The sequence below is a fragment of the Acinetobacter sp. LipI_23 genome, from assembly GCF_058243045.1.
In genome coordinates this window covers 2,471,414-2,486,823 of the sequence record NZ_JBZAYJ010000001.1, presented here as the reverse complement: position 1 = coordinate 2,486,823, position 15,410 = coordinate 2,471,414, and the positions used below count along the sequence as shown (strand labels likewise).

14 protein-coding genes, 2 tRNA genes and 2 pseudogenes are annotated in these 15,410 nt (G+C 41.9%); 13 read left to right on the top strand and 5 right to left on the bottom strand.

Going from position 1 to position 15,410, the window contains the following annotated elements:
• From mgtE to AC4CVD_RS12280, 3 genes are all read left to right on the top strand, one after another.
• Complete coding sequence (gene mgtE / locus AC4CVD_RS12290; protein WP_490753209.1) at positions 1–1,347, top strand: magnesium transporter; 1,347 nt, start codon at positions 1–3, stop codon at positions 1,345–1,347.
• A gap of 115 nt (positions 1,348–1,462) precedes the next feature.
• On the top strand, positions 1,463–2,056 hold the full coding sequence (locus AC4CVD_RS12285; RefSeq protein ID WP_419276457.1) for a DUF4112 domain-containing protein: 594 nt from the start codon (positions 1,463–1,465) through the stop codon (positions 2,054–2,056).
• Positions 2,057–2,062: 6 nt separating this feature from the next.
• Positions 2,063–2,428, top strand: coding sequence for a bleomycin resistance protein (locus AC4CVD_RS12280; RefSeq protein WP_490753208.1), 366 nt, complete (start codon positions 2,063–2,065; stop codon positions 2,426–2,428).
• A gap of 72 nt (positions 2,429–2,500) precedes the next feature.
• Here AC4CVD_RS12280 and htpX read toward each other — a convergent pair whose 3' ends face one another.
• Together htpX and AC4CVD_RS12270 are read right to left on the bottom strand one after the other, a co-directional pair.
• Entirely contained in the window at positions 2,501–3,406 is a 906-nt protein-coding gene (gene htpX, locus AC4CVD_RS12275; RefSeq protein ID WP_004695643.1) for a protease HtpX, read from the bottom strand.
• 117 nt (positions 3,407–3,523) lie between these two features.
• On the bottom strand, positions 3,524–4,396 hold the full coding sequence (locus AC4CVD_RS12270; protein WP_419381399.1) for a lytic transglycosylase domain-containing protein: 873 nt from the start codon (positions 4,394–4,396) through the stop codon (positions 3,524–3,526).
• Between the two features lie 502 nt (positions 4,397–4,898).
• On the opposite strand from AC4CVD_RS12270, the gene ttcA reads away from it, so the two are divergent.
• Both ttcA and AC4CVD_RS12260 read left to right on the top strand, forming a co-directional pair.
• Complete coding sequence (gene ttcA / locus AC4CVD_RS12265; protein WP_004695645.1) at positions 4,899–5,822, top strand: tRNA 2-thiocytidine(32) synthetase TtcA; 924 nt, start codon at positions 4,899–4,901, stop codon at positions 5,820–5,822.
• Positions 5,823–6,049: 227 nt separating this feature from the next.
• Entirely contained in the window at positions 6,050–6,433 is a 384-nt protein-coding gene (locus tag AC4CVD_RS12260; RefSeq protein ID WP_004695646.1) for an SCP2 sterol-binding domain-containing protein, read from the top strand.
• Between the two features lie 66 nt (positions 6,434–6,499).
• Here the strand turns inward: AC4CVD_RS12260 and AC4CVD_RS12255 are convergent, their stop codons facing one another.
• Entirely contained in the window at positions 6,500–7,612 is a 1,113-nt protein-coding gene (locus tag AC4CVD_RS12255; protein ID WP_279688138.1) for an MltF family protein, read from the bottom strand.
• 365 nt (positions 7,613–7,977) lie between these two features.
• Between AC4CVD_RS12255 and greB the strand changes: the two genes are divergently transcribed.
• From greB to AC4CVD_RS12230, 5 genes are all read left to right on the top strand, one after another.
• Entirely contained in the window at positions 7,978–8,472 is a 495-nt protein-coding gene (gene greB / locus AC4CVD_RS12250; protein ID WP_004695648.1) for a transcription elongation factor GreB, read from the top strand.
• Positions 8,473–8,561: 89 nt separating this feature from the next.
• A tRNA-Ser gene (locus AC4CVD_RS12245) sits at positions 8,562–8,651 on the top strand.
• Positions 8,652–8,871: 220 nt separating this feature from the next.
• A tRNA-Ser gene (locus AC4CVD_RS12240) sits at positions 8,872–8,961 on the top strand.
• A 562-nt stretch (positions 8,962–9,523) separates the two neighbouring features.
• Complete coding sequence (locus tag AC4CVD_RS12235; protein WP_183173005.1) at positions 9,524–10,102, top strand: TetR/AcrR family transcriptional regulator; 579 nt, start codon at positions 9,524–9,526, stop codon at positions 10,100–10,102.
• On the top strand, positions 10,099–11,004 hold the full coding sequence (locus tag AC4CVD_RS12230; protein WP_490753207.1) for a DMT family transporter: 906 nt from the start codon (positions 10,099–10,101) through the stop codon (positions 11,002–11,004). Before AC4CVD_RS12235 ends, AC4CVD_RS12230 begins: the two co-directional genes overlap by 4 nt.
• A gap of 122 nt (positions 11,005–11,126) precedes the next feature.
• Here AC4CVD_RS12230 and AC4CVD_RS12225 read toward each other — a convergent pair whose 3' ends face one another.
• Complete coding sequence (locus AC4CVD_RS12225) at positions 11,127–12,275, bottom strand: acetyltransferase domain-containing protein (RefSeq protein ID WP_490753206.1); 1,149 nt, start codon at positions 12,273–12,275, stop codon at positions 11,127–11,129.
• A gap of 435 nt (positions 12,276–12,710) precedes the next feature.
• Between AC4CVD_RS12225 and AC4CVD_RS12220 the strand changes: the two are divergent.
• The 3 genes and pseudogenes from AC4CVD_RS12220 to AC4CVD_RS12210 form a co-directional block, all read left to right on the top strand.
• Positions 12,711–13,229: pseudogene (locus AC4CVD_RS12220) on the top strand (TetR/AcrR family transcriptional regulator); the annotation flags it as partial.
• 3 nt (positions 13,230–13,232) lie between these two features.
• Positions 13,233–14,210, top strand: coding sequence for a zinc-binding dehydrogenase (locus tag AC4CVD_RS12215; RefSeq protein WP_490753205.1), 978 nt, complete (start codon positions 13,233–13,235; stop codon positions 14,208–14,210).
• Positions 14,211–14,277: 67 nt separating this feature from the next.
• Positions 14,278–14,631, top strand: a pseudogene (locus AC4CVD_RS12210) (DUF1304 domain-containing protein).
• An 81-nt stretch (positions 14,632–14,712) separates the two neighbouring features.
• Here the strand turns inward: AC4CVD_RS12210 and AC4CVD_RS12205 are convergent.
• The gene (locus AC4CVD_RS12205) at positions 14,713–15,408 is read right to left on the bottom strand and encodes a pirin family protein (protein ID WP_490753204.1); all 696 of its coding nucleotides are present in this window, start codon (positions 15,406–15,408) and stop codon (positions 14,713–14,715) included.
• Positions 15,409–15,410 lie beyond the last annotated feature (2 nt).

Here is a 15,410-nt window from a genome sequence, read left to right as displayed (position 1 = left end):
ATGCCAAATCCGTCATTTTCACAGCAAGATTTCCAAGAGCAATTAAATCAGCCCGATAACCATGCTTTTATTCAAAGTTTGAAACAGTACAGCACTGCGTATTTGGCTGATATTTTAATGGGCCTGCCTATAAATGACCAAATTCGGCTATTGGAACAATTACCACAAGCCAGTTATGTCTTTGAGTTTTTAGCATTAACCCAGCAGCAGCAGCTAGCAGCGCAATTGCCTCAGGCTTTGCTGGTGAAGCTACTGGCTCATATGCATTCGGATGACCGTACTGATTTATTTCAAAGCTTGGCACAAGAGGTTCAAGGTCAGATTTTTCCGCAGCTAGATGCGCATGTTCAAGCCCAGCTGAATGATTTAATACACTATCCAGCTGAGTCTGCGGGTGCAATTATGAGCACTGAAGTCATTACGGTACATGCCGAAATGACCATGCAACAGGCGATTCAACATATACGACAGCATGCAGCGGAAAGTGAAACTTTATATCTCATCTATGTGACCGATGCCTCGCGTTATTTACACGGGGTGATTTCGCTGCGGCAAATTATTCAGTCTCCGCCTGAGCAATTGATTGGACAGGTTATGACCAGTCATGTCATTACGGGTTTAGTCAGTGAGGATCAGGAAAGTATTGCACAGAAACTGGCTCATTATGATTTTATGGCTTTGCCCATTGTCGATGAGCAGCAGCGTCTATTGGGGATTGTGACTTATGACGATGCAATGGATGTGGTGCAACAAGAAACCACAGAAGATATTCTAAAAAGTAGTGCGGTTGCGGCCAGTCCGCAGATGAGTATTAAAACGGCTCCAATCCTATTACTGTATCAGAAGCGGGTGTTTTGGTTGGTGTTTCTGGTTTTTGGTAGTTTACTCTCGGGACTAGGAATTGCACACTTTGAAGACTTGATTGCGGCACATATCGTTTTGGTATTTTTCCTTCCTTTACTGGTGGGAAGTGGGGGAAATGCGGGGTCTCAGTCTGCAACCTTAATGGTACGTGCACTGGCAACGGGCGATGTACATTTTAAAGACTGGTTTTATTTGCTAGGACGTGAAAGTTTGGTTGCACTGTGCTTGGGTGGAACCATGGCAATGGCAGTCTCCATCTTGGGCTATTTCCGTGGGGATATTCTGGTCGCTGTAGTATTGGCACTGAGTATGATGGGCATTGTGTTGATGGGTTGTTTGATTGGTATGAGTCTGCCGTTTATCTTAAACCGCATGAAACTCGACCCAGCCAGTGCATCCGCACCTTTGGTCACCTCAATTTGTGATGCGTCAGGCGTGGTGGTATATCTGCTGATTGCGTCGCAAATTCTGACCTTGTCTTAAGCTTGTAAGCAATTGTTTCAGCACAAAGTTAGCACAGAAAAAAGTCATAAAAACCAGCATAATTCAGCGGGTTTATGATGTTAATGTGGTTGAAATGATGGAGGTCAGTAACAACATGCCTGAATCCTTAGAACAAAAAAAAATGAGCCAGCAAGATGTCATTCGTTTAGAGCGTGATTTGGCCAAATATGCCAATATGATGGATTCTGTGGTGCGTATCCCGTTCACCAAGCAGGGGGTCGGTGCAGATGCTGCGTTGAGTACTGTTCCGATTGCTGGGGATATCGCAGGTTTTGCCCTAACGTGTTATGCCATTTATAAAGCCAAGCAAATTGGTGTACCGCAAGAGAAATTGAGTCCAGTATTGAAGCTGGCTATGATTGATGCCGTCGTCGGTTTTATCCCTGTTCTAGGGACACTGTTTGATATTTTTATACGTCCGAGTCGTAAAGCACTGGATGTGGTTCATGACCATATTCGGGAAGAATACCAAATCCATTCAGAGCATCATGTGACTCATCCTTTTCTTCATGAAAAATTGGAAAAGAAACAGCAACAGTCCGCATTTTGGCGAAACCCAGTAGTGGCATGGCTTTGGCTATACATCCCCGATTTGTTTGGCCTGATCTTTTTGGTGTGTTTTATGGGCTTATTGTGGTGGGGTGGTAGTGTGATGTGGCATTGGTTACAGGGACTAAACTTAGGATAGCCACTCATGAAATTTGAAGGTCAGATTACGGCAAATTTGCCATCGATTGATTTAGCGCGCACCGCTTCATTTTACCAAGGCTTGGGCTTTAATCTGGTTTATCAGTCCGCAGAGTGGATGATTCTGCGTTTGGGCGAAATGACACTGGAGTTTTTCCATCATCCGCATTTAGACCCAAATAGTTCATGGCATAGTGCCTGTATTCGCGTTGCGGAAATTCAACCCTATTATGAATACTGGTCTAAAGTGAATTGGTCGTTGTGGGAAAGCGCTCGTATGACCGATATTCAGGATTTTGACGAGATCCGCCAGTTTTGCATCATTGACCCAAATGGCAGTTTACTACGCTGTATCGAAGTGACGATTGAATAAAAATGTTCTGTTATGCAGAGTCACAAAAAAGCCTCCAAGTGGAGGCTTTTTAAAATCTTGTGAACGAATTGTTTATGGACAATCGAGCTGTTGTAAAGCAGCAACACGTTGTTCAATCGTCGGGTGGGTTTGGAACAAAGCGGCTAAACTAAAGCCTTGCTCTTGACCTGCGGCGATTGCAAATGCTTTCATTTCTTTAGGCATCGCATCTGGAAGTTGTGACTCGGCTTGTAAACGTAACAAGGCTGAAATCATTGCTTGTTTGCCTGCAAGACGCGCGCCTGCTTCATCTGCACGATATTCGCGGTAGCGGGAGAACCACATCACGATTGCAGAAGCTAAAATACCAAAGACAATATCAAGCACGATGGTAATGGCAAAATAAGCTAAACCTGGTGCTTCACCGTCTTCACGACCAAAGACATTACGGTCAATGAAATCACCTGCGACACGTGCAAAGAACATCACAAAGGCGTTCACGACACCTTGAACCAGCGCCAAAGTCACCATGTCACCATTGGCCACGTGACCAATTTCGTGAGCCAAGACTGCGCGAAGCTCGTCTTTATTCATACGCTCAAGTAAGCCAGTAGAAACTGCAACTAATGCATCGTTCTTGTTCCAACCTGTAGCAAAAGCATTAGATTGGTAAGACGGGAAAATACCGACTTCTGGCATTTTAATACCAGAACGTTGCGCCAATTGAGCGACTTCTTGTAACAACCATGCTTCAGCTTGGTTGCGCGGGGCATTGGGGTCAATTAACTCTGTACCAGTTGTTTTTTTCGCCATCCATTTTGACATGAATAGAGAAATCATTGAGCCAACCATACCAAAGACAAAACAGATAACCAGTAGGTTACCTAGATTTAAGCCACCCGCGCCATGGTAACTACCGACACCGAAGAGTGACAAGATAATGCCAGCTACAACCAGTACCGCGAGGTTGGTTAGCAAGAACAAACCAATCCGCATCATTGAGAAAATCCTCTTATAATAAAAAAATAATCTGATTTATAAATCGAAAATCATTGATCTCAATATGAGGTGAAACTCATCAAAATTCAAGAAAAAATAATAAAACTGCTATAAAAATTATTCTGAAATTTGGATGCGGGCAGAGGCGGTTGCATTGGCCGTGGCATAGGAACCAGGCGCATCAGTAAAACTGCCATCAGCTGCGAGGATAATTTGACGTGAAGGTGCGCTACGACTCACACTGAGTTGTGTGTTTGGAGAAGAGTCTGCATCGTAATGTGCAGATTGGGCAATGACTTGAGCATTGGCTGGTGTGTTATTTGAGCCTGCAGAAATGTTGATCCCGCCTGCATATAAATTGCTATAACGGCTACTCACACGGCGAACATAGTCTTGAGTTTCACGGAAGGGTGGAATGCCACCATACTTTTGTACATTGCCTTCGCCAGCATTGTAGCCTGCAAGCGCAAGACTGGTGTTGCCGTTAAAGCGTTTCATCAGCCATGCCAAATACTTTGCACCTGCATTTATGTTCTGCTGTGGATCATATGCATTAGACACATTAAAGCGCCGTGCTGTCGCAGGCATGAGTTGCATAAGCCCCTGAGCCCCAACAGGTGAGCGTGCGTTGACATTAAAGCCTGATTCGGTATGCATAACCGCTTTAATTAAACCTTCAGAAACGCCGTGGGTTTGAGCCGCTTGGCGAATAATGTGGTCAAAAGCATTTTTGTTGCGACTATAACTGGGCAACACGGAGGACTCAGAAGCCCCCCAGTTACTATAACTGTGGATATTACTGTCTGGATAATAGGTTTTCTTTTCGACTTTTAAGTTGCTATAACGACTTTGTTTATTGGTTAACAAGGTCGTGCCGTTGGAATCTCTCAATTGGTAGATGGTTTGACCCGCGTGACAATCTAGTGCCATGAACGAAATCGTCATACACCCCAAAACGTAAAAACGACTCAAAAGCAGCTTATTTTTCATTATCTATTATTAATCGTAAAAAAATCGATTTCAGTGACTAGAAATGAGTTTAGCAAAAAAAGAACCGTCTGAAACTATTTTAAGTTCAAAAAATCCATGTCTTTGTAAAAATCAAGTCAAATTGTTGAGCAAGTAATCAAAAAAAATAATTAATTTATTTTTAATGAGGATTGCTTGACTGGGTTAAGTTATTGAAATTTAATATTAAATAAATTGATTAAAAAATGATCAATTTAAATAGAAGCCTTAAAGAGTGGGGGGAACACCCTGTCAAGTCGATTAGAATCCACAAAGTTATCCCCAGCTTTTGTGGAAAAATGTGGAAAAGTCCAAAACATAAGCAGTTCAGCTAAAATATGAACGCAATCGTTCAAAGTTAAACCGATTTCAATACATGAATATGACAGCAATGACAATTCATGAGAATTTACATTCTTTAGGTGCGAGATGGCTGTGAATCGGATAAAATTGCGCGGTATTTTTTTTAAGGTTTAACTCGTCTATGTTCTCGCCAGTTGAGTCCAATCAGGGATTTAATTTTAAACCAGAACTACCCACTAGCTCTGCGTATTATCGTCTGTTGAAAAAGTTACGCCGTCAGGTGGGTCATGCCATTCGCGATTTTAAAATGATCGAAGAAGGCGATAAAGTGATGGTCTGCATTTCCGGTGGTAAGGACAGTTATACCTTGCTCGATATTATGTTGCAGTTTAAACGCATTGCACCGATCAATTTTGATGTGGTGGCTGTGAATTTGGACCAGAAGCAACCGGGTTTCCCTGAGGACGTGTTACCACGTTATTTAGAAGAGAATAATATTCCCTACTATATCTTAGAAAAAGACACCTACAGCATCACCAAACGCTTAACGCCTGAAGGCAAAACCTACTGTGCAGTTTGTTCACGCTTACGCCGTGGCTCTTTATACGGCTTTGCGCAAGAAATTGGCGCGACCAAAGTGGCGTTGGGCCATCACCGTGATGATATCTTGGCGACTTTCTTCTTGAACTTATTCCATGGCGGCAGCTTAAAGGCGATGCCTCCTAAATTGTTATCGTCAGATAAAAAGAATATCTTGATTCGCCCACTGGCTTATGTGGAAGAAAAAGACATCATTAAATATGCTGAAATGCGTCAGTTCCCGATTATTCCATGTAACTTGTGTGGTTCTCAGGAAAACCTGCAACGTGCCATGTTAAATGACATGTTGCGCGAGTGGGATAAAGCACATCCAAAGCGTTTACACAGTATTTTTGGCGCCTTGCAGAATGTTTCGCCATCGCAGCTGGCAGACCGTGAGTTATTCGACTTTGAAGCGTTAGATAGCGAACGTGAATTCGACTTTAAAGGTGAAAGTTGTTCAACGGAAGATGAACCGGAGAACAAACGCATTAACATGGTTAATCTTGGCTTTGCTGCAGACTAATTTTGTCAGTTAGGCCAATGCAAAACACCAATCAATGATTGGTGTTTTTTTTATGTGGATGATTTTGATAAACTTTGTATAAGAAATATAAAATATGAACGGTACGTACAAAAAACTTTAGGCACATGTAGGATATACATGCTATAACAATCTCCGAGCTTATTTAGCTTCACAATGATGCCGTCTGGATAGGCAGCACACAACGAACAAAGAATTGAGGAAACATCATGCCTGCTTTTTTAACTGATGATTGGTTTTCAACTGTAGAAACATTAACTGCTCAAGCGGGGAATTTGAACCTGCCGCCAGCACTTGCGAATCTTGCAATTAACTTAGTTGTTGCTGACAATGCGGGTAATACCGAGTTATCTTTAGATGGCGGCGCAATTAAAAAAGGCTTGTCTTCAAACGCGAAAACAACTTTGAACATGGATGCTGAAACACTACGTAAAGTGTTCCTTGAGTTTGATATGGCTGCAGCAATGCAAGCGTTCATGACGGGTAAAATAAAAGTTCAAGGCGATATGTCACAGTTGATGGCATTGCAAACAGCGAAGCCAAGCCAAGAGCAAAAAGATTTATTTAAGAAAGTGCTTGAGCAAACAGCTTAAGTGTTCTGAAATAAAAAAAGCTTACCTTTATAGGTAAGCTTTTTTTATGCCGATAGAGAGGATCTTTTAGATATTGACCAACTGCGGCGTGGTTTTAATATGTTCAAGATAAGCACGGATACGTGTCACATACTGTAGTGCTTGACGGTAACGGCCATTCTTCGCTTGGTTCTGTTGTAAGTAAGCATACAAATTGAGCCAGTTATTTGGGTCTTGACCTTGTGCCTGAATGCGTTTTTGAATCTGATTCACCGCACCCGGTCCCATATTGTACGCAACCAGTGCATACCAGTTCCGGTCAGGAAAGGGGATATCATCATAGCGACTCAGCATTTGGTCGTAGTACTTGGCACCACCTTGAATGCTTTGCGCAGGATCGGTACGGTTACTTACACCCATGGCTTTGGCTGTGCTATTGGTCAACATCATCAAACCGCGGACACCCGTGGGAGAAATGGAGTTCGGTTTAAGATAAGACTCTTGATAACCAATCGCTGCTAATAAGTGCCAATCTAAATCGTACTTTTGCGCTGTGCTTTTAAAACTGGCCTTATAGATCGGCATACGCTGACGCAAATCGCGTTGAATCGTATTCCAGTTTTCAGGCTTCACGACATTGCGGTTGTAAAAAGAGGCCAATTGACCAATTGAACCAGATTGTTTACCACGGCAGACAAATCCGCTCGCCGTTTGCGTCAATGGATCATTCGCATGTTTAAATACCCAGTTCAGCTCAGTATTGAGGCCATTTTTACGTAAAACGTTTAAATCACCACAAGTAGCAGAAAAGGTTGCGAGACTTTTTTGCTCAATCGTTTGAACACTTGCCGTCGTCATTGCAAAATTTGCTTTGCCCTGTGCTACCCATTTCAGTGCTGTAGCGTTATCGGGGACGGTTTTGAAGTCTAGCTTTACATTTAAGCTGTCTGCATAGTTACGTGCAAGGTCATAACCAAAACCATGCAAATGCTGACCATCTTTAAAAACGGTCGTTGGGTTTTCCACTGAAACGACAGTCAATTTATTATGATTGACGACGTTATCATACTGGTAGGTCTTACTTGCATTAATACTATGAAATGGAATTAACAAAGTACTTAAAGCAAGGGCTTTCAACGGGAGAGAGAAAGTTAATGAATTAAGGCAAAGCCTCGATCCAGAAGTTGAACTACTGTGCATGTTGTCTCCGCTACAAGTAATTTATGCCCTAGAACGCAAAGGCAAAAACATGCCTTAAAACGAGTTCAAGTTGTCTAAATTCAATAAGAGGTTGGGCATTCATGACGTCATTCAAAATGACATGGGATTAAGAAGATTATGTAGAAAAACTACATAGATTAAAAAATAGGCAATTAATTTAAGATGTGCGCATAATATATAGCAATTTTAAAAGTGTCAAATTTTGTGCAATATTTTTTTAAAAAATGTAACATAACGATTTAATTTAATTCAGGAATTTATTTTATAAACTTCTGTTGTGGAGAAATAAGGGATAAAATAATCCTTTGTTGTAAATCAAGAAGCAGATTTAGACGGCATTCATCATGAAATCAAACTTAATTACACGTGCAGGTCACGACAAATTGGTGGCGGAATTAAAGCAGCTTTGGCATGAAGAACGCCCTGAAATTACCAAGAAAGTAAACTGGGCGGCGAGCCTTGGCGACCGTAGTGAAAACGCGGATTATCAGTACAACAAACAGATCTTACGTAAGATTGATCGACGGGTTCGCTACTTGGGAAAACGCCTCGAAGAACTTCGTATTATCGACTTTTCTGAAGAGCAGGCTGGCAAGATTTATTTTGGCGCTTGGGTCGAAATTGAAAATGACGCAGGGGAACAAAAAACCTTACGCATCGTCGGAGTAGATGAAATTTACGATCATCACCCGCAGCACATCTCCATCGACTCGCCGATGGCACGTGCTTTACTGTCCAAACAAGTCGATGATGAAATTGAAGTGTTGACGCCAACTGGAAAAAAACACTGGTATGTCAATTCAATTCGTTATGACAGACCTGAAAGTTCAGAGAACTAAAAGATTTTGCTTTAATTTTAGCCACTTGGTGTGATTTTTGAAGAAAAGTATTTGCCAAGTAGATTGAATGTTTATATGATGTCGCCCATGGAAGCGTGGCAGAGCGGTTTAATGCACCGGTCTTGAAAACCGACGAGGGTGTGAGTCCTCCGTGAGTTCGAATCTCACCGCTTCCGCCAAATTCAAAAACCCTGACTAAGTCAGGGTTTTTTTTATGCCTTTTTTAAAGTTAATTTTTAAAAGATGCCAGAGTTATTGATCAATTTTCCATCCTATAGAGGCTGTAAATTTAATATCTTATTGAGATTGAACATTTTTTAGCTGAATAGTGGCTTTTTGCAGGCCATGAGATGAAAAATATTTGCCAAAAAATATTTTTATTTATATGATAGCGCCCATGGAAGCGTGGCAGAGCGGTTTAATGCACCGGTCTTGAAAACCGACGAGGGTGTGAGTCCTCCGTGAGTTCGAATCTCACCGCTTCCGCCAAATTATTTTTAAATACAAATTAAAATTAATCAATAACCCAAGTTTAAGTTGGGCCATTACGGCAAGCAGTGTGTGGAACAGCACATATAATGTCAGTGATCAAATTCTAAAAAAGCAGTCAGGCCTTCTCTTGCTGCTTTTTTTATTTAAGGTATTGAAGTCTTCTTTTATAGTATTCAGCTATAGCTTGAGTTGTCCAACTCGATCCTTTTTAGATTCACTATTCGTTTCAGACAAGCAGTTATAGAGACTGCGCTGTTGCACTGCGTAGCAGTCATTTCTGTAGATCAGGTTTTTAATTTCATCTGTGTGGTTTTTAACATCCTTCTTTCGGCCTATCTAGCAACTCATTACATATAAGTTGGAACAACATATGCCGTGTAAAAGCATAGAGCAATTGTTCTGGTTCGCTTTCTATTAACTGTCATTGCGATGGGGCTATTGAAGGGTATTCTCCCGCATTTGATTTATCTGATATTTCCTTCATTAAATAAGCAAAGGTGGCTTGCATATTTTTACAGATTCTATAAATTAGGTAGATCGGTCTACTTAGTTGAGTGTGATGAATACGAAAACCGCGAAACAGAAAATTTTAGATGCAGCCGCGATTTTGTTTTATAACGACGGCATTACCAGTACAGGGATTAATAGCATTACCGATAAGGCCAAAGTTGCCAAAATGTCCTTATATAATAATTTCCCGACCAAGGCTGACTTGATCACCTCTTATATAGAAGCACGGCATCAAGAGTGGTTAGATTTGTATGCGCTTCGAAACCAACAAGCCCATACCCCTATTGATAAAATTGTCGCGGTTTTTGAAGCCTATCAAGACCATGCTGAGTTTGCCTATGAAAAAGGTTTTCGGGGTTGCGGTTTGTTGAATGCTGCTGCTGAGTTCCCAGCGCACAGCGCCGAGCGCTTGGCTGTAAAACGGCATAAGGATGAAATTGAAAACATTATCTCTACACAGCTTGCCCTTATCATTTCGGACGCAGACAAGGTCAAACAAATGGCTTTGTTGTTGTCTTTTGTTTTAGAGGGATCGATTTCGCGAGCAGGCTTGGAAAGCTCGAGTGAAAAAGTACAAGCTGCAACGGTGATGGTGAAAATACTTTTAGCACAGGAAATCAGTACGTGAATCAGTCTGTTTCTGCGGTACCGAATTATGGTTTTATCGCGGTGCTGTTCGCTGCTTTTCTATGGGGAACGACGGGCACAGTCGCATCTTTTGCACCTAATTTGAGTCCTTTGGCTGTTGGCGCTGCCGCCATGGGCGGTGGTGGACTGTTACAGGCACTTTTGGCACGAAAAAGTATTATCTACCATCTGGCACATATCAAAGCCAATGCGGTGATGCTCGGTGTAGGCGTAATTGCGGTTTTTATTTATCCTTTGGCCTTTTATTCATCGATGCACTATGCAGGCATCACTATTGGTACGGTCGTGTCGATTGGTACGGCGCCTTTATTTACCGCACTTTTAGAAAGGGTGTTTGACCGAAAAGCACTTTCGATGACATGGTTGATGAGTTTCGTATTGGGCGTGACGGGCGTTGCGCTACTTTCTCTCGGAGAATCACATGCTGTGGCAACCACCGAGCATTTGTCCCAAAACCGACCAATGTTGGGTATTGCTTTAGGGGCGGTTGCTGGATTGACCTATGCTTTATATTCTTGGGCGGCAAAACGGATGATTGACCAAGGCATGGATGCAAAAGCGTCTATGGGGCTCATCTTCGGACTTGGTTCTTTATTATTACTTCCGACTTTATGGATAACAGGTTCAAACTTGTTTGAAGAAAACATCAACCTTTATGTCGTGGGTTATATGATGTTGATCCCTATGTTTTTGGGCTATGTTTTATTTGGATATGGCTTAAAAACTGTGCCTGCCAGTAAAGCCATTACCTTGACCTTGTTTGAACCTTTGGTTGCTGCTGTTTTTGCAATCCTGTTGGTGGGAGAACAACTTACACCAATCGGTTGGATTGGGATGGTTTTAATTTCAATCTGCTTAGCATTACTCACCAAAGCAAAGTAAATTTTTTGCTTCAGACATTCGTTGGCGCATAAAACATATTTGCCGGGTGTCGGGAAATTTGATGCCTAGTTGGACTAAGCATCAATCTTATTTCAGTGAAATTGGCTATACACCTTAAATCTTTATAGGTATTTAAGAATGCGAATGTGTTTGTTTTTATGTTTAAAGGCTGAAAATTTCAACATCAAGGGATAGAGAGCTACAGTTAAAATAATCGAAATGAGCCATAAGGTGGAGACATGATCGACGCCAAAGTATTCGCCATGGGTCGTGCCAAACAGTGCGACTGCAATGAGATAGAGGGCTTTCAGCACATATAAGTGTACGATATAGAAAAACATCGGCACGGAACCAAAGATAATCAAGGGTTTGACCCAAGGTTTACTTTCAACCCTTTGAAGTAACACTAACAGAACTAAGCCTAGCCCGACATTCCACAAAATAAACAGCAGCGATGGCGGATACTTGGTCAAGTTCAAAAAACTCATAACGGTTTCAGTGCTGGTCGGCATGACTGACCATGCTTGGTCGCCATAGAGATTGATCATTCTTAAAACGATAAATAAGCTGATACTGGCAAGCCCGAAGCCTAACAAGATTTGATTTCTTTTTGCGACATCGTATGTACTGTTAAATATGGTATGACCGATGCAATAGCCAAGGGTAATCACCCCAATCCAAGGCAGTACTGGGTAGGAGGTTCTAAAACGAATCAGATCTCCAAATTCGATCCAACCACGTTCATGTAAAATAAACCACAGATTTTGCAGGATCGGCATCTGCGAAAATGACACTTGATCCAGCGCATTATGTCCATAAATAATGCTGAGACTGATCACCCAGAGCCATTTTTGCGATAGCCCAATCAAGCCTGCTAAAACCACCATACTCAGACCAATGGCCCAAATTACTTGTAAATAGATGACATCGGGCGGGAACTGTCCAGTCCAAGCGAAGTTGATAATGATCAGTTCGAGAAAAATCAGAAATAGACCGCGTTTGAGTAAAAATTCACGTGTCATTTGAGCGCTGTTGTTTTTTGCTTGGTAAAGATAAGCCGATAAGCCTGTTAATACCACAAAAACAGGTGCACATAAGTGAGCCAAGATCCGGCTAAAGAAAAGGGATTCTTCGGTTCCTGGAATCAGCATCGGGTCGGGGACTTGCTGGTGGAGATAAAAAGTTTCTCTGACATGATCGACCATCATAATCAGAATAACTAATCCTCTGAGGGCGTCAATCGCTTGTAAACGTTGTGAAGGTGTAGACATAAGATGAATTGAAAATTAGTGTTATGGTATAAAGTAACATTTATTTCAATCATTTATATCTGAAATTCAATCAGTAAAATTTATATGCAATCCAATGGTTCGAGATGAAGTATCAAAGGTAGATGCATTAATTTGTAGACGACTGGTCTATTATTGATTTATAGTGTGGATATGAAACGATCAGACAAAAGTGAAGCAACACGACTACACATTTTAAATAGCAGTTTTCAACTGGTATTACATAAAGGTTTTGTCGGAGTGGGTTTACAGGAAATTCTAAAGAATTGTGGGTGGTGTTTCAAAAAGTATGCTAGTTAATTCTGTCAATAGAGAAATTGAAAATAAGTAAATTAAATTCACTATATTTTTAATGCTTTATGAGATTTCAATTGTGGTTAAAATATAATCAGTATACTTTTTGAAACACCACCGAATTGTGATGTGCCGAAAGGTTCATTCTATTACTACTTTGCTTCGAAAGAGGCTTTCGGCTGTGCGCTACTCCAGCAGTATCTGGCCGACTATAAAGTCAAAATCGATCAGCTGATACAGCAAGAACAGCGAAGCGCCTATGCAAGCTTGATGGCACTTTGGCAAGCATGGATTGATAACTCATCACATATTGAAAGTGATGTTGAACATCATAGCGATGGGGGATGGGCGGAGAATTGTTTAATCGTCAAATTGGCAGCAGAAGTCTCAGATTTATCTGAAGATATGCGTCAGATTTTGAACTTCGGGGTGCGTAAGTTAACAGAACGTATTTCGGTTCTAATCCAAGCCGGGCAGCAAGACGGTTCAATTCCAGTGCATATTGATGCTGAAAAAATGGCACAAACCATGTATCAACTGTGGTTGGGGGCAGCTTTATTGGCAAGACTGGCCCGAAATAAGCAGCCCCTTTACCTTGCTTTGGAAACCACCCAACAACTATTACAGCCGATAAAGGAATAGCAAATGCAAAGTATTATTCATCACCATTTTGGTGAGCCTGTTGACGCCTTGGAAGCTGCGGATATGCTGCAACCTGAACCGAAAGCGGGTGAAGTGCGTATTAAAATGATTCTATCGCCAATCCATAACCATGACGTGTGGACAGTGCGTGGTAGTTATGGTTATAAGCCAACACTGCCTGCAATTGGTGGCAGTGAAGCTGTGGGTGTAATTGATGCTCTGGGTGAGGGGGTACAAGGCGTATCGATAGGGCAGCGTGTAGCGGTTGCAGGAATTCATGGTAGTTGGGCTGAGTATTTTATTGCGCCAGCGCATGGCGTTGTGCCTTTAACTGATGCGATTGATGATGAAACGGCAGCGCAGTTGATTGGGATGCCGATCAGTGCACTGATGCTTTTAGATTTTATCGACTTACCAGCAGATTCGTGGTTGATTCAGAACACTGCCAATGGTGCGGTGGGTAAAACCGTGGCAATGATTGCAAAAGCGCGTGGTCAAAAGGTGATTCATTTGGTTCGCCGTACTGAGGCTGTAGCTGAAATGCAGGCCTTAGGCATTCAAAATGTGGTGGCAACAGACCAAGCCGATTGGAAAGAACAAGTGAAAGCGATTCATGCAGATCAGCCACTGATTGCGGGTGTAGACTCCATTGGTGGTCAGGCCAGTGGTGAAATGTTGGCTTTGCTGAGTGAAAATAGTCTATTGGTTTCATTTGGCAGCATGACGGGTGAGACCATGCAAATTTCTTCGGGAGATCTGATTTTTAAACAAGCCACAATCAAAGGCTTTTGGGCGAGTGTGGTGAATAAGCAATTGTCTGCTGAACGCAAAAAGGCGTTAATTGTAGAGTTATTGACGCTTGCTGCACAGAAAAAATTACTGCTGCCTGTTGAAGGCATCTTCAGCTTTGCACAAATTAAAGATGCAGCACTGAAAGCGACGCAAGGCGCACGTCAGGGTAAAGTACTTTTGAAACCTTAACCGTTTTCGACTTAGATCAGCTGTGAAGCTGATCTAGCATCATTCATCAAAAATAAGGATAAAGCATATGATGGGACAAATTTTGATTGCTTTAATTGCACTGTTGCATGTGTATATTTTAGTTTTAGAGATGTTTTTATGGGATAAGCCCTATGGCTTAAAAGCCTTTGGCAATACGCCCGAAAAAGCACAACTGACCAAAGTTATGGCACAAAATCAGGGTTTATAGAATGGTTTCTTGGCTGCAGGTTTATTTTGGGCATTATGTGCACCTGAAACTTATGCACTGCCACTGGCCAATTTCTTTTTAGGCTGCGTTTTGGTTGCTGGTATTTACGGTGGCCTGACCGCCAGTAAGAAAATTATCTACATCCAAGCCTTACCTGCGGCTGTAGCGTTACTTGCGGTAAATTTTTTCTAAGGCAAGAGAAAAATTGCTTGAGTTCTACATTAAAAAAGCCAACGTCGAGACGTTGGCTTTTTATTGTGAGTGGGTACGTACTTATTTGACTTCAGGCAAATCAAACCAAATCACTTGTGCATCTTCCAAGGCTTTAACGTCACTTGCTTCTAAGAACGCAATTGCGTCACCTGCATGAAGAGTATGTTCTGCAACTTGGATTGAACCTGAAATCACATGTACATAATTAATATGCTGTGTAGCTTTAACTTCTAGCATTTGATCTTTTTCAATCACAGCCGTTTTGACTTCGGCATCTTGACGAATATGCATTGCAGCATTGTCATTTGGACCACAGATCACATGCCATTGATTTGGTTGCTCATGCGGATCAAGATGAATCTGTTGATAGGTTGGCGCTGCATCTATTTGATTTGGGGTAATCCAAATTTGTAGCAAATGTACTGGCTCATCACCCTGATTCATTTCACTGTGCTGTACACCCGTACCTGCACTCATCAGTTGCCATTCACCTGCAGAAATACCGCCGTGGTTGCCCATGCTGTCTTTATGGGTGATGGTGCCTTTGATCACACAGGTCAAGATTTCCATATTGTCATGGGGGTGTTGCCCAAAACCTTGATGGTCCGCGATCACGTCGTCATTGATGACACGTAAGGCACTCACGCCCATATATTTAGGGTTATACCAACTGCCAAAAGAAAAGCTGTGTTTAGACTCTAGCCAGCCGATATTGACATGACCACGGTCTTGACTGCGATGAATGAAAGCATCCATTT

Excerpts from the sequence above, each read along its gene's own strand:
- mgtE (WP_490753209.1), top strand. The coding sequence starts at position 1 with ATGCCAAATCCGTCATTTTCACAGCAAGATTTCCAAGAGCAATTAAAT.
- AC4CVD_RS12285 (WP_419276457.1), top strand. The coding sequence starts at position 1,463 with ATGCCTGAATCCTTAGAACAAAAAAAAATGAGCCAGCAAGATGTCATT.
- AC4CVD_RS12280 (WP_490753208.1), top strand. The coding sequence starts at position 2,063 with ATGAAATTTGAAGGTCAGATTACGGCAAATTTGCCATCGATTGATTTA.
- htpX (WP_004695643.1), bottom strand. The coding sequence starts at position 3,406 with ATGATGCGGATTGGTTTGTTCTTGCTAACCAACCTCGCGGTACTGGTT.
- AC4CVD_RS12270 (WP_419381399.1), bottom strand. The coding sequence starts at position 4,396 with ATGAAAAATAAGCTGCTTTTGAGTCGTTTTTACGTTTTGGGGTGTATG.
- ttcA (WP_004695645.1), top strand. The coding sequence starts at position 4,899 with ATGTTCTCGCCAGTTGAGTCCAATCAGGGATTTAATTTTAAACCAGAA.
- AC4CVD_RS12260 (WP_004695646.1), top strand. The coding sequence starts at position 6,050 with ATGCCTGCTTTTTTAACTGATGATTGGTTTTCAACTGTAGAAACATTA.
- AC4CVD_RS12255 (WP_279688138.1), bottom strand. The coding sequence starts at position 7,612 with ATGCACAGTAGTTCAACTTCTGGATCGAGGCTTTGCCTTAATTCATTA.
- greB (WP_004695648.1), top strand. The coding sequence starts at position 7,978 with ATGAAATCAAACTTAATTACACGTGCAGGTCACGACAAATTGGTGGCG.
- AC4CVD_RS12235 (WP_183173005.1), top strand. The coding sequence starts at position 9,524 with ATGAATACGAAAACCGCGAAACAGAAAATTTTAGATGCAGCCGCGATT.
- AC4CVD_RS12225 (WP_490753206.1), bottom strand. The coding sequence starts at position 12,275 with ATGTCTACACCTTCACAACGTTTACAAGCGATTGACGCCCTCAGAGGA.
- AC4CVD_RS12215 (WP_490753205.1), top strand. The coding sequence starts at position 13,233 with ATGCAAAGTATTATTCATCACCATTTTGGTGAGCCTGTTGACGCCTTG.
- AC4CVD_RS12205 (WP_490753204.1), bottom strand. The coding sequence starts at position 15,408 with ATGGATGCTTTCATTCATCGCAGTCAAGACCGTGGTCATGTCAATATC.